Origin of the sequence: Acinetobacter guerrae, from assembly GCF_009372255.1 — a bacterium.
GTDB classification, from domain to species: Bacteria; Pseudomonadota; Gammaproteobacteria; order Pseudomonadales; family Moraxellaceae; genus Acinetobacter; species Acinetobacter guerrae.
Genome location: NZ_LXGN01000001.1, coordinates 393466 through 409131 on the forward strand (window position 1 = coordinate 393466; position 15666 = coordinate 409131).

Genomic DNA, 15666 nt, shown 5'->3' on the forward strand with positions numbered 1-15666 from the left:
ATTTTGAGTTTGAGTTTTTATGAAGAAAAATGTGTTTAAAATAGTGGGATTATCATTTCTACTTGCAACGACCACTTTTGCCACAACCGCATTTGCAAAAGACAACAAAGCTGAATCAGAAAAAATCGAAGTGACTCCAACTTCCGAAAATGTTACGCCTCAAGAACTGGCTGCAATTTATGTGCTTTCTGAGGTATGTCCAAGCCTGATTGGTAAAGATTTAAAATTTAATAAAGCTTACGAAAATTTGGTAAAAGCGTATCTAAACAATGAACCAAATGCAGTTGAAGCGCTAAACAAACGCGCTAAATCCAAAGATTTTCAACCTGCTTTAAAAGAAGCTCGTGCGGATGCAAAAAAAGCATCTGATGACGATAATCGTCAAATTTGCGATGATGTCCGTAATTATTATTCGAAATAACTGATTATTTACAATATGTATGAAATAAGCCGACTTTTGACGTAGAAGTCGGCTTAGCTTTATCCTAAAATGCTAGGCTCGTCTGCTTCACACAAGTTATCGGAACGCCTAGAATGATTCAAAAAAGCACCCTTGCTGCACTCATACTTTTACCCTCATTTTCTTATGCAGCAACTGTTTTATCTTCACCCCCAGAATTAAATAATAAATCTTATGTATTAATGGATTATGAGACTGGGCAAATTCTCGCATCGAAGAATGAAAATGAACATCTTGCACCCGCCTCAATGACAAAAATGATGACCAGTTACATCATTGAGCAGAAACTTTTAAAGGGTGACCTGACTGAAAATGAAAGCGTTCGTATGAACGAGTCAGCATGGTGTCGTGGCAGTAGTGCGGAATCATGCATGTATGTTCCTTTAAATGGCACAGCAACCGCGCTTGAAATGTTACGTGGCATTATTGTGCAATCTGGTAACGATGCTTCTGTTGCAATGGCTGAACATATTGCAGGCAATGAAGGCACATTTGCCCATATGATGAATCAGGAAGCCAAACGTATTGGCATGACCAACACTCATTTCGTCAATTCAACAGGCATGCCTGCTGAAGGTCATTATTCTTCTGCAAAAGATATGGCACTTCTTGCACAGCATATTATCAAAGATAGCTCAAAATATTACCCAATTTATTCTGAAAAAGAATTTACTTTTAATGGGATCAAACAAGGCAACCGTAATGCCCTGCTCTATACAGATCCAAGTGTAGATGGTTTAAAAACAGGTCATACCAATGAAGCTGGCTACTGTATGACCACATCAAGCAAACGCGGCCCTATGCGTTTGATCTCGGTGATTTTTGGTACACCAAGCATGAATGAACGTGCCTCTCAAACACGTACTTTATTGGCTTGGGGTTTTGCTAACTTTGAAACAGTCAATGTTCAACCTGCAAATCAAGTTTTAGCTAAAGCTAAAGTCTGGTTTGGTAAGGAAGACGAAGTCCAAATTGGTTTGGCAGAGAACTTCAGTGTTACTATGCCTAAAGGTCAAGCGGATAACATCAAAACTCAACTGGTGATTCAACCTAAACTTAATGCACCTTTAGCGAAAGGTCAGGTCGTAGGTAAATTGGTCGCAAGCCTTGATGGTAAAGTAATTTCAGAAAAACCACTTGTTGCTTTGAAACCTGTAGAAGAAGCTGGCTTTTTCGCTCGTATGATCGATCATATCAAGATGTTTTTTAGTAACTTATTTTAATTTTTAAAACAGTAAATTGAGCATTCAGGCGATTTAGTTTGAATGCTTTTTTATTTTATAATTTCATCATATTTAATTTTGAAGCCAGTCATGACCAAAAACATCCGCCCTTATTTAGATCATTATCCGCAAATTGATGACAGTTGTTATATTGATGAAATGTCAGTGGTGATTGGTGATGTTCAGTTGGCCGAGAATGTTTCGATTTGGCCTTTTGCCGTGATTCGTGGTGATGTTAATCATATTCGCATTGGTAAAAACAGCAATGTACAAGATCATTCCATGTTGCATGTAACCCATAAGCAGACTGCAAAACCTGAAGGCTTTCCTTTAATTATTGGTGAAGATGTCACCATTGGTCATCATGTTACATTGCATGGCTGCACCATTGGCAATCGTGTTTTGATTGGTATCAATACCGTGATTTTAGACGATGTCATTGTTGAAGATGATGTGATGATTGGTGCGGGTAGTTTGGTTCCACCGCGTAAGGTTTTAGAAAGCGGATACTTATATGTCGGAAGTCCTGTTCAGAAAGTGCGCCCTTTAACGGATAAGGAAAAAGCCTTTTTACCTTATTCAGCACAGAATTATGTGAAGGTGAAGGATAATTATTTAAATGAATGATAATTGCTTGAAACCAAGCAAGATCAATCTACATTTTTATTGATCTCGAAGATACCATCAATAACTCATGCAGCCTAGCCACCACGCTTCAAATTTTGTATCATACTGCTTTTAAATCAGGGTGCTTTTTATGACCGCTTGGACACCGCACGTTACCGTTGCCACAGTTGTTGAAAAAGATGGTCGTTTTCTATTTGTTGAAGAACATACCGAAGGCGTGACCCATACCGTATTCAACCAGCCAGCAGGTCATGTCGAATGTGGTGAAACCCTGATACAAGCTGCGATTCGTGAAACACTGGAAGAAACGGGTCATACGGTCGAAATTGATGCCTTAATTGGTATTTATACCTATACCCCACCGATGTTTCCAGATCGCACCTATTACCGTTTTTGCTTTTTAGCGCATAGTGTCAATGTTGACCTAAATGCAACATTAGATACAGGTATTGTCCGCGCTGTCTGGATGAATCTGGATGAATTGCAGGAAACAGCTCGCGCACGTAGTCCTTTAGTCACCAAAGCCATTCAAGATGCTTTAAGCGGTCAGCGTTATCCTTTATCGCTTATTTATGAGCACCACTCTCCCTCTTTCACTTCAAATCTGGATGCTTAATCCTATGTCACAACGCGTCATCGTCGGGATGTCTGGTGGAGTCGATTCATCGGTTTCCGCTGCACTTTTACTTCAACAAGGATATCAAGTTGAAGGTCTTTTCATGAAAAACTGGGAAGAAGATGATGGAACGGAATACTGTACAGCACTAGAAGATTTAGCTGATGCCCAAGCAGTTGCCGATAAAATTGGTATTAAGCTACATACTGCCAATTTTGCAATGGAATATTGGGATCGTGTATTTGAGCATTTCTTAGCTGAATATGCGGCGGGTCGTACTCCTAACCCAGATATTTTATGTAATAAGGAAATTAAATTCCGAGCATTTTTAGATCATGCGATGACCTTAGGCGCAGACTTTATTGCCACTGGTCACTATGCACGTCGTGGTGCAAGTGCGGAAAATTCACGTGGTGAAAGCTACGCGCCATTGTTACGTGGTGTCGACAACAATAAAGATCAGACCTATTTTCTGCATGCGGTTCATGGTCGTGAAATTAATAAAACCTTATTTCCTGTAGGCGAAATTGAAAAACCAGAAGTCCGTAAAATCGCGGAACAACTCCATTTAGCTACAGCCAAGAAAAAAGACTCGACTGGTATTTGTTTTATTGGTGAACGTCGCTTTAATGATTTTCTCAAACAATATTTACCTGCACAACCTGGACAAATTGTTTTGGATAATGGTCAAGAGGTTGGTGAACATCACGGCTTAATGTACTATACGCTGGGTCAACGTGGCGGTATCGGTTTAGGCGGTCTTAAAAATGCGCCTGAAGGTGCTTGGTTTGTACTGCATAAAGATATTGCCAATAATCGACTGGTGATTGGTCAAGGGCATGAACACCCCCTTATGCAAAGCACACAATTGTGGAGTGAGTCGATTGACTGGGTTGCAGGCGAACAAAAAATCCCAGATACGGGTTTCCGATGCACAGCAAAAACCCGTTATCGTCAACCTGATCAAGCGTGTACAATTTACCGTGATGAAAGCGTTGAAAATGGTATCCGTGTTGAGTTTGATCAACAACAACGTGCAGTAACACCGGGACAAAGCGTTGTATTTTACGACGATGAAATTTGTCTAGGTGGTGGTGTAATTTTAAGCACCAATGCACCAAAACCCGATTTTATTTAAAGTATATTTAAAGGAATCTTAGGCATGGTTGACACCCCTTTTCAACAGCCTCAAGCACTCAATGTACGTCAAAACCGTGCATTAGCGCTTGCGGGTGTCTTTCAGGCCGCGCAGCTGACACACATGACTGCGATGACAGGTCAACAAAGTATTGGTGAAAGTGGGAACTTTTATTTTGAACAACTGATTAAAGCCTGTCTAAATATACGCCCTGCTATGAATTCCAGTACCCAAACCTTGGATTTTTTTCATCAGCTTGCCGATATTTCACTGGGTTTAAAAACGCTCGAAAGTAGTATTACTCAACCTTTTACAAGCTCCCCCAAATCTCGTTTACCTAAACTTTCAAATGCCAAGCTTCCTATGACTTATGCCATGGCACTGCTGCAACTTGAAAAAAAAGTATATAAAAATCCAGAATATGTTGAAATTATTGAAAAATCACAGCAAAAAATTTTAAAGCAATTGTCATTTTTCGATAACAACTATTTGCATCCGAGTATTATTGCCAACCTTGCTCAAACTTATGTCGAAACAGCGGGTCAGATTAATCCGCGCATCATGGTTCGCGGCAATGCTGAGGCTTTCAAAGATAGCAATCACACCAACCGTATCCGAGCCTGTTTATTTACTGGATTACAAATGGCGCATCTTTGGCGGCAGTTAGGTGGTAGCTCATGGAATATGATTTTTAGCAAACGTAAATTGCTACAAGACATTCAAACTCTCGCTCGTTTACAGTATCAAATGGTAGAACTCTGATGCTGCAACGAATTTCATTTTATATTTAAACCCCACCTGAGGAGCACTGCTCCGCAAGGTCCCCTGTGGAAAAACTCAAACGTCTTCAAGGGGAAATTTAATTTTAAGGAACCTGTATGAACGCGCTCACCGCACTCTCGCCACTTGACGGACGTTATGCAAGCAAATGTGATGCTCTACGTCCCTATCTTTCTGAGTTTGGTTTAATTCATGCTCGTGTGACTGTTGAAGTGCGTTGGTTACAAGCGCTTGCGAACCATCCTGAAATCATTGAAGTTGCACCTTTCTCAAATGAAACCAATGCTGCTTTAGATGCTATTGTAAGTCATTTCTCTGAAGATGATGCTAACCGTATTAAAGAGATCGAACGTACCACTAATCACGATGTCAAAGCGGTTGAATATTTTCTGAAAGAAAAAATTGCCAATATTGATGAACTAAAAGATGCAGGTGAATTTATTCACTTTGCCTGTACATCTGAAGACATCAATAACTTGTCTCATGCTTTAATGCTTAAAAATGGTCGTGAAGTTTTAGTGGCGAGTATGAAGCAAATTTTAAATGCGATTGCTTCGCTAGCAACAACTCATGCTGAACAACCTATGTTATCTCGTACACATGGTCAAACTGCAAGCCCAACCACGTTGGGTAAAGAAATGGCAAACGTAGCCTATCGTTTGGCTCGTCAAATCAAACAGTTCGAAAATGTTGAGTTACTTGGCAAGATCAATGGTGCCGTAGGTAACTACAACGCACATCTTTCTGCTTATCCAGAGATTGACTGGGCGGCACATTCTCAAGCATTTGTTGAGTCTTTAGGTTTGGCATTTAACCCATACACTACGCAAATTGAGCCACATGACTATATGGCTGAATTGTTTGATGCACTACGTCGTTATAATACGATTTTGATCGATTTTAACCGCGATGTCTGGGGCTATATTTCGCTTGGCTATTTCAAGCAAAAATTAAAAGATGGTGAAGTGGGTTCTTCAACCATGCCACATAAAGTCAATCCGATTGATTTTGAAAACTCTGAAGGTAACTTAGGTATTGCCAATGCAGTACTCGGTCATTTAGGTGAGAAACTCCCTGTTTCGCGTTGGCAGCGTGATTTAACCGACTCTACTGTTCTTCGTAACATGGGTGTTGGTTTTGCACAAAGCTTGATTGCCTTTGATGCTTGCTTAAAAGGGATTGGTAAACTTGAGTTAAATGCAAATCGTTTAAATGAAGATTTAAACCAAGCTCAAGAAGTTCTGGCTGAACCAATTCAAACTGTGATGCGCCGCTACAATGTTGAAAAACCATACGAAAAACTAAAAGCATTAACTCGTGGTCAAGCGATGACACGTGACATGATGGTCAACTTCGTCAATGGTAACGAACTTGCGCAAGTTCCAGCCGATGAACGCGCTCGTCTTGCTGAGCTAACTCCTGCAACTTATACAGGTAATGCAGCAGAACAAGCGAAACAAATTAACGATTTGATTAATAAGCTTTAATCAATATCGGTTAAAGAACGGAACCATTTAAACTGGTTCCGTTTTTATTTCTCAACGTTTAAATACGGAACTTAATTTCTGGTCACGATAGGAAATGTCCCATTTGCCTTATCAAATAAAGAAAAAAACTTCCTTAGCGTTAAGCGATTACCCTGAATTTGAGTATCTTTAGAAAACATCAAATCAAGTGCACCACTTTGCCCTGTCATCATTTTTAAAAAGAAAGGCTTTGTAAGCGTTAAATTGACATCTGCATTAGCTACTGGTTGCTTTACTTCCTTAAAATTCATAACTGCATGATTGACTTTAATTTCATAGACCTGATTTAAATCTGAAAAGATTAAATTCATGGTTAAATTGACATCTTGCGCACGCTCAGCATTCAAACTCGCCGCCATCGATTCGAGAAAACGCTCAACTGGGGTATGCTGTAACATATCCAATAAAACGAGCGAAGTGACTCCTTTCTTTGGCGTACCAGTTTGTAATTCTTGCGCACCTGTTAAGTAAAAATTTCGCCATGTTGAAGCTTCTGACATATAGCCCAATTGAGTAAAAACTTTCGTCTGTAAATCTTTTGCTTGTTTATTGTTGGCATTTACATAAAGCACATGTTTGAGCAATTCTGCCGCCCAACGATAATTTCCTTGATCATACGCTTTTTGTGCAGATGCAATTACTTTATCTTGCCCCCCTGCTAATTCAACATATCCTTGAGCTGCTTGTTGCACAGGAAGGTTATCTAAATTGGCAGGATTAGCATCAAACCATCCCATATAATACTGATAAACTGCTCTTGCATTATGTTTAACGGTTCCATAATAGCCATGCACATTTAAATATTGATCCAACTGCGGAGGCAATTTAAGATTTTCTGCAATTTCACTTCCAGTCAGACCTGCATTAATCATGCGCACCGTTTGATCATGAATATATTTATAGCTGTCGCGTTGTACTGTTATAAACTGTTTAATGTTTTCATTACCCCAGACTGGCCAATGATGCTGAGCAAAGAAAACGTCGGCATCTTTCGCTTGTTCAAGCGATTGATCCAAATAACTCACCCATTTTAAAGTATCCCTGACTTTCGCACCTCTCAAGGTATATAAATTATGCAAAGTATGAGTCAAAATTTCTGCACCACCATACGCTTTTTGCTTTGGTAAATAAAAGGTCAGTTCTGCTGGAGCCTCTGAATTAGGTACGTTATAAAAAATAAAATCCACACCATCCACTGTCATGGGTTGAACAGGCTGAGTGATCAATTTATTGGGTTCTAAAATCCCAATATGCCCTGTAGAAACCGCTTTACCCAAGCCATTATCAACTAAACCCGTTTCATTTCTAGGTAAAGATCGACCATACATATAATTTGCTCGTCGTCCCATTGCTGGACCAACCATTAAATTTTCACTGGTCGCTTCTTCCATAAATCCAATGGGTGCAATCACAGGAATATGCTGTTTTTTTACATCTTCTTCTGACAAGACTCCCAAAGCACCGCCAAAATGGTCAATATGACTATGGGTAAAGATAATCGCAGAAACAGGTTTATTGCCTAAATGCTGACGTGCAAATTTCATAGCAGCTTCAGCAGTTTCTTTTGAAGTCAGTGTATCAACAACAATCCAGCCTGTTTTCCCTTCAATAAGTGTAATATTGGCAAGATCAAAACCACGAATTTGCCAAATCCCATCGCTTACTTTAAACAGTCCGATTTGATTATTTAAAATAGCCTGACGCCATAAACTTGGGTTGACAGTATCTGGGGCATTACCCTGCACAAAATTAAAACTCTCAAAATCCCAAACAATATTTCCTTGTTCATCTTTAATCTGACCTATAGGTTTTGCAATAAAACCTCTAGTCGCATTATTTAATTCTTGAGTATTGGTTAAATCATACTTTTCAGAAGTTTGCTTTTGCATATTCAAAGTTGTTTTTTCAACTTTAAAATTTTCAGCCAATGTGAGTGGAGAGATAATCGACATTATCATCGATATAATTAAAATTCTTTTTTGATAAAAATTGCTTTTTTTTTGCATTTAATATTTCCCTTTCTTAATAAAACCCTGTTCCGTCATTAAAAAATCTTAGTTTTCTCATCTAAACAAAAATATTTAAGTTTCACATTTATTCTAACTTGATGAAAATTTTAGATATAAATTTATCCAAAATTCATCGTTTAAATACTTTTGTATTAGATATGTTGACAACATTAATCTAGTTGGATTAATGTTGTCAACAACTTTACATCCACGTTGTACTTCACAATGAAATACAGTGAAACACAATTGAAACTTATAGAAGCAGCTATCCTTTTGTTTTCACAAAATGATGCGGCTCGCCTTTCTGTTCAACACATCAATGACTTGGCGGGCGTTTCAAATAAATCTGCACTGTATTACCACTTTAAATCGAAATGGGGCTTATTAGAGGCCGCTCTTAGTTACGTTTTAAAGCCCTATGCTGAGGAGAGCTTGAAAGAACTGAATAAAATTCCCAAAAACTGTATTGATCCAAAAGACATCGTCCAAGCAATGTACAAACCTATGGTTAATATTTTGCTGCTTGAAAATGGCCTTCAATATCTTAAGTTTTTTTCGCGAATGATTAGTACAGGTGAAGAAGGTCGAAAGATGGTTGCAAAAGAATTAGCACCTATTGCTGAAATTGCAACTGAACTATTGAGTTATGCGTTTCCTGATGCAAATAAAGATGCAATAGATCTCAAAGTGCTTTTCACATTTAACATTATTTTAAACGTGATTAGTGATGTTGGACTTGAACAATATTGGGCCACAGATATTAAAGATCGTAAATTAATCTCCAAGTATCTTATTGATTATATTGAGGGAGGTATAACATTTAAGATTGATTCAAAATATTAAATAAATGAAATATATTTTATTCATTTTTACCCAACATATTTTTGTAGGATTTATAAAAGTATTTAGGCAATAACTTGCTACATCGAATGGATTCAAATTATGAAAATTTTAAATAATACCTTAGCAGTCGCTCTTACGAGTATGTGCTTCTTAACAGCCTGTCATGATAATGATGATAATGACACCACACAAATTACACCGCCAACTCCATTAACAGACTGTATGTGGCATGATGGTGTAACCAGTAAATCTCATACTGGTGAAGATGCGATGAATTTTGCGTATCCTGATACCAATGTAAATTATTATACCAGTCAGTTTAATATTCCAGAGGGTGCTCGAGTATTTGTAGACGGTGACTTCCCTTACTCTCGCCACATGTCATTGGTAAGTTATGAAGCAAATGGGACACGTGTAAATTCACTACTTGATGCTGAAATTCAACCAAATGCGGGAGTAACCAATCCTTTTGTGGTAGGTAATAAACGTTTAGAAAAAGAACGTGGTTATTCAACAGAAATTAAAATTGGAAATTTACCTGCAAAACCAGAGAAAAACACCTTGTATGCACCTCCTACAACGGATAACTCATTGGTGATCTGGTATCGGGTGTATGTACCAAATGAAGGCTATAATAGCAAAGGTGGTGTTGAGTTTCCGCATTTTAAAGTTGTCACTAAAGAAGGAAAAGAAATTAAAGGTCAAGAGGTTTGTCAGTTCTTAAACGTTAAAGATAAACCTGTCCAAAATTATAATGCTTTTTCGGGTGACATTGTTCAAAAAGCATTCTCTAGACAGCTATACTCTGGCTTCCCTGCGCAACTGACTCCAACATGGTATGCAGCTCGTAATGGAACAGCCAATGCCCAATGTGCTTATAAAATTGGTATAGAAAAATGTGAAGGTTTAACACCTGAGCGTAAACTCAATTTCTGGGCAACGCCTGACAATGAATATGTATTTGCCACTACAAGCCGAAGAATAGGCAAAGTGTTGCTATTAAACGGTAAATTGCCAAAAATTGCTTCAACTCAAAATAACGAAGCCGTTTTAGGCTCTGGCGATCTTCGTTATATGTCGATCTGTACCAATGAAATTACATCTACAGCGACCAATTATTGCTTATATGATGGCGATTTAAGTAAAAATCTTGATGCTGAAGGTAAATATAAAATTATTGTTTCTTTACCAGAAGATCGACCAAAAAATGCTACAGAAGAATGTGGCTATAAGTTCTTGGCATTATCGCCACGCGGCAGTGGCCTTAAGAGTCCTGAGGGTGAGGATTATGGTCATGAAGACTTTGGTTTGTTAATTATGAGAAACTTATTGCCGTACCCTGGTTTTAACCAAGCTGTTCAAAATACGGTTACTTGGGGTGATGAAAAATCTGTGATGGGTGATTATCTACCGACAATTCAATATTTAGATCAAAATGCTATCGATAATCTAGAATGTAAACGCTAATTTTATCGTAATAAGAAAAACCTATCCCCATTGATTGAGATAGGTTTTTCTTTGCATTTTGTAAATGTAATTTAATAACTAGTGACTCAAAACCAGAATCATTAAAGCTTTGGATCACGTACCTGAACTAAATTACTATTCGCTTTACTCAAACTTTCCATTACTTTATTCATAACGGTTGGAATTAAATGATCAGCTAGTTGTGCTGCTTGCAGTCCAAGCTTTTCGCCTAAAGTAGGACGTTTGCGAGTAGTAATTACATAGACATCATGTTGAGGTAATAAACCCAAAATGTATTCATCAGACGTTTGTAATTTATCAACCAGATTTAAATCCAAAGCATCTTGACCGTACCAATGCTCTCCTGTTGCTACTTTTTCAACATTCAACTGTGGACGATACTTTTCTACAAAATGCTTAAATAGCGCATGTGTTTGTTGTAATTCTTCCTCAAATTTGGCTTTTCCCTCTGGCGTGTTTTCACCAAACATGGTCACGGTACGTTTATATTCCCCTGCCGTGTAAAGCTCAAAATCTACATTATATTGCTTCAGTAATCGATTAAAATTTGGAACCTGAGCCACAACACCAATAGAGCCTAAAATTGCAAAAGGTGCTGAAACAATTTCACTGCCAATACATGCCATCATATAACCGCCGCTAGCCGCGACTTTATCTACAATAATCGTGACATGAAAACCTGCATCACGTAAGCGAACCAGTTGTGCAGCGGCTAGACCATAACCATGTACCATACCGCCTGGACTTTCTAGACGTAAAACAACACGGTCTTTTCCAGCTTTCGCAGTTGCCAAAATCAACGTAATTTCTTCACGAAGTTGCTCAACAGCAGATGCCTGAATATCACCTTTGAAATCTAACACATAGACTTTTTGGTTATTTTTTTTACGGATGCGAGCTTCCTTTGCTAACTGTTGCGTCAGTTGCAATAACTCAAATTTAGATGCCGTAGTTTGTGCAATTTTTTTGCGCTGCTCATTCACCCTCGCATTTAAATGACTAACACGAAGTTCAGCAGGTAATTTTGGTAAATGAAATAGCATAAGCTGTATTTTCTCTAAAGTTCCTATTTATGCTTAAAAGATGAGGGCTAAATATTAAAAATTCAATATGACTTTTGAAAACAAGGCGATATATAATTTATTTATGCAATAAAAAAGCGCCCGAAGGCGCTTTAACTTGCAAATACTTAACCAAAACGACCTGTAATATACGCTTCTGTAAGTTGATGATCAGGTTGAGTAAATACTTTTTCAGTCGAGTTCACTTCAATCAAATCACCTAAATGGAAGTATGCAGTACGGTCAGATACACGTGCTGCCTGTTGCATTGAGTGAGTTACAATTGCAATGGTGTACTGTGTAGATAACTCAGAAATCAGTTCCTCTACTTTTGCCGTTGCGATTGGGTCAAGTGCAGAACAGGGCTCATCCATCAAGATTACTTCTGGGCTGACTGCAATGGTACGTGCAATACATAAACGCTGCTGTTGACCGCCTGACAGTCCAGTACCCGGTTGATTTAAACGGTCTTTCACTTCTTCCCAAAGACCCGCTTTGCGCAAACTATTTTCAACAATCTCTTCTAAATCATACTTATCACGTGCCAAGCCATGTAACTTAGGGCCATAAGCGACATTGTCAAAAATAGATTTTGGAAATGGGTTTGGTTTTTGGAATACCATACCAACTTGAGCACGCAACAACACTACATCCAGATTAGGATCATAGATGTCATGATTGTCTAAAAGTACCTTCCCTGTCACACGGCAACTATCAATCGTATCATTCATACGGTTCAGGGTACGTAAGAACGTCGATTTACCACAACCAGATGGTCCAATAAAAGCAATAACTTCATTTTCATAAATGCTGATATCAATGCCTTTAATCGCTTCGCTATCACCATAATAAACATGCACATCATTGGCACTTAACTTTACTTTATGCTTTGTTTCTTTTTTAGGATTCGTTTGAGTATCAAACTGCGAAACAAATGATGTCTGACGTTTTTGCTCAGTGTCTGCACCTGTAAATTGCATTTGATCAGAAGTCACAGTTTTATCCTTTTCTAAGGCGTTTGTTGTATCAATAGTATTCATCATCTCACCCTCTATTACCAACGCACTTCGAATTTTTTACGTAACCAAATTGCGAGGCTGTTTAAACCAATCATCATTGCCAGTAGCACAATAATGGCTGCTGCGGTACGCCCTTCAAAGAAATTGCGTAGTTCATTGCCCTGCCACAAGAAAATTTGTACAGGTAGGGCTGTTGATTGATCCAGTGGACTGGTAGGAATACTTGCGACGAAAGCACTCATACCAATTAAAAGTAGTGGTGCAGTTTCACCTAATGCCTGAGCCACACCAATAATCGCACCTGTTAAAATACCCGGCAATGCCAGTGGCAACACATGATGAAATACCACCTGCACCCGTGAAGCGCCTAAACCAAGAGCAGCTTGACGAATCGATGGTGGAACAGCTTTCAGTGCAGCACGAGTCGTAATAATCACTGTTGGAAGCGTCATCAAACTGAGTACCAGACCACCAACTAATGGGGCAGATAAAGGTAAATGCATCCAGTTAATAAAGATCGCAGCACCCAATAAACCAAAGACAATCGATGGGACAGCAGCCAGATTATTAATATTGACTTCAATCACATCGGTAATCACGTTTTGTTTTGCGAACTCTTCCAGATATACAGCACTGGCAACACCAATTGGGATCGAGATAAAAATCACGATCATCATCATAAACAGCGACCCCATAAATGCACCTGCTAAACCACTGGTTGCGGGTGAACTACGAGAGTCTGGATTGGTGAAAATATTGGTATTAAATGAATGTGTAAGTACGCCATTTTTATCTAGTTGATCTGCCAACTGACGCACTTCTGGACTAAGTTGTTGTTGATCATCTGGCAAACTGCGGTCAATTTTACCTGTTAACCAGACATCGACATTGGCATCTGCAAGAAACTTAATATCTTCACGCTTACCAATCAATGATGGATCTTTAAATACCATATCACGTAAGCGATAAGCCTCAGAACTGGTATAAAGACTGCTTAAATCGTCACGCTTTGAAGCTAAAGATGGATCTTTGGCAATCAAACCATTTACGATTAATGCATCCCAATCTACCATACCCATTTTGGTTTGCCATTCAATATAGCGTTCCTGAAAATGGGCTGGTGTTTCCCCTGACGCTTGAACAGGTTTAGGGCCTGCATCAATGAGCGTCGGATCGAAATAAACTGGAACTGTCATACTGGTTTGCCAAAAAGCAGGTAAGCCTTTTGCCAAGATGCTACCAAATAATAATGCGACAAATAACAGACCAATGACGACCGCAGAAAACCCAAATATCCGAAACGTTGTTTCTTTACGATGACGTTTTGCCAAGGACTTTTGAATGGTATTTTTACGTTTTTCGCGTAATTCCGCGGCAACTCGTGGATCAAAACCATTTTGATCCAAAGGTGTAGAAGTATTTGATGTACTCATTCGTATTGCTCGCGATATTTACGCACAATATAAAGTGCAACAATGTTAAGACCTAAAGTAATTACAAACAGCGTCAAACCTAGAGCAAATGCAACCAATGCCTGAGGACTTGCGAAATCTGTATCACCTGTTAATTGGTTGACAATCGTGACTGTCACGGTAGAAACAGCTTCTAATGGATTGACATGAAGCAAAGGACTATTACCAGCAGCCAAGACCACAATCATGGTTTCGCCAATTGCGCGCGATGCAGCCAATAAGAATGCGCCAATAATGCCGGGCAATGCTGCTGGAATCACCACCTGACGAATCGTTTCAGATTTGGTCGCTCCAAGTCCAAGTGAACCATCGCGTAGTGCACGTGGCACCTGAGTAATGATGTCATCTGAAAGTGAAGATACAAATGGGATAATCATGATACCCATTACAAAACCTGCGGTCAGTGCACTGGTTGCATTAATATTAATGCCAACCAATTCACCCGCCATTTTGAAAAATGGACCAATAATCATCAAGGCAAATACACCATAAACAATGGTTGGAATCCCTGCCAGAATTTCAATGGCTGGTTTCGCCCAAGAACGAAGCATTGGTGAGGCGTATTCGGCCAGATAAATTGCGATCATCAAACCAATGGGCACTGAAACGAGGAGAGCGATTCCACTTACCATCAGTGTGCCCCAGAGCAATGGCAGCAAACCATAGCTTCCTTCTGCACTACCCGATGTACTAAAACCAGGATTCCATTCAGTTCCAAAGAAAAAGTCTAGTGGACTCACGAAAGAGAAGAATCTCAATGCTTCACTAAACATTGACATGACAATACCAAGCGTAGTCAGAATCGCAACGCCAGAGCATAGTGCAAGACTAATATTAATAATGCGTTCAACTTTATTACGAGCACGAAAATTTTGCGCGACACGTTTTTTCGCTAAAACTAAGCCCACAATTGCGACACAAAGCACAACTGCAAGTTTGGCATATGAGCCAATCATCTGGACTTTAGCAAGCTGTGCTGCCGCTGCAAGCTCATAAGCTGCTGGCTGATCCGTCACGCCAAAACCAGAAGCAATCGCTTTTACACGATTCATTAATACTTCAATACTGGCCTGATCCATTCCTGCCAAAGTTGCGGCTGGAACCTGATCTAGAATGACATGTTTTAAAATATTTGGCTCAACCAAATTCCAAACAATCAAAATTAAAAAAGCAGGGATACCACACCATAACGCGACCAAAGCACCATAATAGCCTGGTCGTGAATGTAATAATGCAGAGTTATTTCCCTTACCTGCTAGGCTGCGGCTTTTGCTCAACCCAATTTGATAAGCTATGGCGATGAGTGCCAATAGCACGCCAATCAATAGCAGATTCATGTAATCTCCACCGTTTTCTCAATTTTCATTCTTTGAAAAAACCCAGTTAAACATCTTGCTAGACAAA

At 39.1% G+C, this 15666-nt stretch carries 14 protein-coding genes; 9 read left to right on the forward strand and 5 right to left on the reverse strand.

Going from position 1 to position 15666, the window contains the following annotated elements; all coding sequences use genetic code 11:
* Nucleotides 1-19: 19 nt before the first annotated feature.
* The 7 genes from A7A69_RS01805 to purB all read left to right on the forward strand — a co-directional run bounded on the left by A7A69_RS01805 (nt 20) and on the right by purB (nt 6331).
* On the forward strand, nt 20-421 hold the full coding sequence (locus A7A69_RS01805; RefSeq protein ID WP_151980537.1) for an MCR_0457 family protein: 402 nt from the start codon (nt 20-22) through the stop codon (nt 419-421).
* A gap of 113 nt (nt 422-534) precedes the next feature.
* Nucleotides 535-1683: a D-alanyl-D-alanine carboxypeptidase PBP5/6 gene (gene dacC / locus A7A69_RS01810; RefSeq protein WP_152876076.1), complete on the forward strand. Its 1149-nt coding sequence runs from the start codon at nt 535-537 to the stop codon at nt 1681-1683.
* Nucleotides 1684-1773: 90 nt separating this feature from the next.
* A complete protein-coding gene (locus tag A7A69_RS01815; protein ID WP_152876077.1) occupies nt 1774-2310 on the forward strand; it encodes a gamma carbonic anhydrase family protein in 537 nt (178 codons plus the stop codon).
* 130 nt (nt 2311-2440) lie between these two features.
* Nucleotides 2441-2926 (forward strand): NUDIX hydrolase, encoded by a 486-nt coding sequence (locus tag A7A69_RS01820; protein ID WP_152876078.1) that lies wholly within the window; start codon nt 2441-2443, stop codon nt 2924-2926.
* A gap of 4 nt (nt 2927-2930) precedes the next feature.
* Nucleotides 2931-4064 (forward strand): tRNA 2-thiouridine(34) synthase MnmA, encoded by a 1134-nt coding sequence (gene mnmA, locus A7A69_RS01825; protein ID WP_152876079.1) that lies wholly within the window; start codon nt 2931-2933, stop codon nt 4062-4064.
* Between the two features lie 24 nt (nt 4065-4088).
* Complete coding sequence (gene hflD, locus A7A69_RS01830; protein ID WP_152876080.1) at nt 4089-4826, forward strand: high frequency lysogenization protein HflD; 738 nt, start codon at nt 4089-4091, stop codon at nt 4824-4826.
* Between the two features lie 116 nt (nt 4827-4942).
* Nucleotides 4943-6331 (forward strand): adenylosuccinate lyase, encoded by a 1389-nt coding sequence (gene purB, locus A7A69_RS01835; protein ID WP_151980531.1) that lies wholly within the window; start codon nt 4943-4945, stop codon nt 6329-6331.
* Between the two features lie 71 nt (nt 6332-6402).
* Here the strand turns inward: purB and A7A69_RS01840 are convergent, their stop codons facing one another.
* Nucleotides 6403-8328, reverse strand: a complete 1926-nt coding sequence (locus tag A7A69_RS01840; RefSeq protein WP_421721578.1) for an alkyl/aryl-sulfatase — start codon at nt 8326-8328, stop codon at nt 6403-6405.
* Between the two features lie 276 nt (nt 8329-8604).
* Between A7A69_RS01840 and A7A69_RS01845 the strand changes: the two genes are divergently transcribed.
* The gene (locus A7A69_RS01845) at nt 8605-9222 is read left to right on the forward strand and encodes a TetR/AcrR family transcriptional regulator (RefSeq protein ID WP_152876082.1); all 618 of its coding nucleotides are present in this window, start codon (nt 8605-8607) and stop codon (nt 9220-9222) included.
* A 99-nt stretch (nt 9223-9321) separates the two neighbouring features.
* Nucleotides 9322-10689: a hypothetical protein gene (locus A7A69_RS01850; protein ID WP_152876083.1), complete on the forward strand. Its 1368-nt coding sequence runs from the start codon at nt 9322-9324 to the stop codon at nt 10687-10689.
* Between the two features lie 101 nt (nt 10690-10790).
* Here the strand turns inward: A7A69_RS01850 and sohB are convergent, their stop codons facing one another.
* The 4 genes from sohB to pstC all read right to left on the reverse strand — a co-directional run bounded on the left by sohB (nt 10791) and on the right by pstC (nt 15599).
* Nucleotides 10791-11753: a protease SohB gene (sohB, locus tag A7A69_RS01855; RefSeq protein ID WP_120369622.1), complete on the reverse strand. Its 963-nt coding sequence runs from the start codon at nt 11751-11753 to the stop codon at nt 10791-10793.
* Nucleotides 11754-11899: 146 nt separating this feature from the next.
* Nucleotides 11900-12814 (reverse strand): phosphate ABC transporter ATP-binding protein PstB, encoded by a 915-nt coding sequence (gene pstB, locus A7A69_RS01860; protein WP_373867813.1) that lies wholly within the window; start codon nt 12812-12814, stop codon nt 11900-11902.
* An 11-nt stretch (nt 12815-12825) separates the two neighbouring features.
* Nucleotides 12826-14223: a phosphate ABC transporter permease PstA gene (gene pstA, locus A7A69_RS01865; protein WP_152876084.1), complete on the reverse strand. Its 1398-nt coding sequence runs from the start codon at nt 14221-14223 to the stop codon at nt 12826-12828.
* On the reverse strand, nt 14220-15599 hold the full coding sequence (gene pstC, locus A7A69_RS01870) for a phosphate ABC transporter permease subunit PstC (protein WP_152876085.1): 1380 nt from the start codon (nt 15597-15599) through the stop codon (nt 14220-14222). Before pstC ends, pstA begins: the two co-directional genes overlap by 4 nt.
* Nucleotides 15600-15666 lie beyond the last annotated feature (67 nt).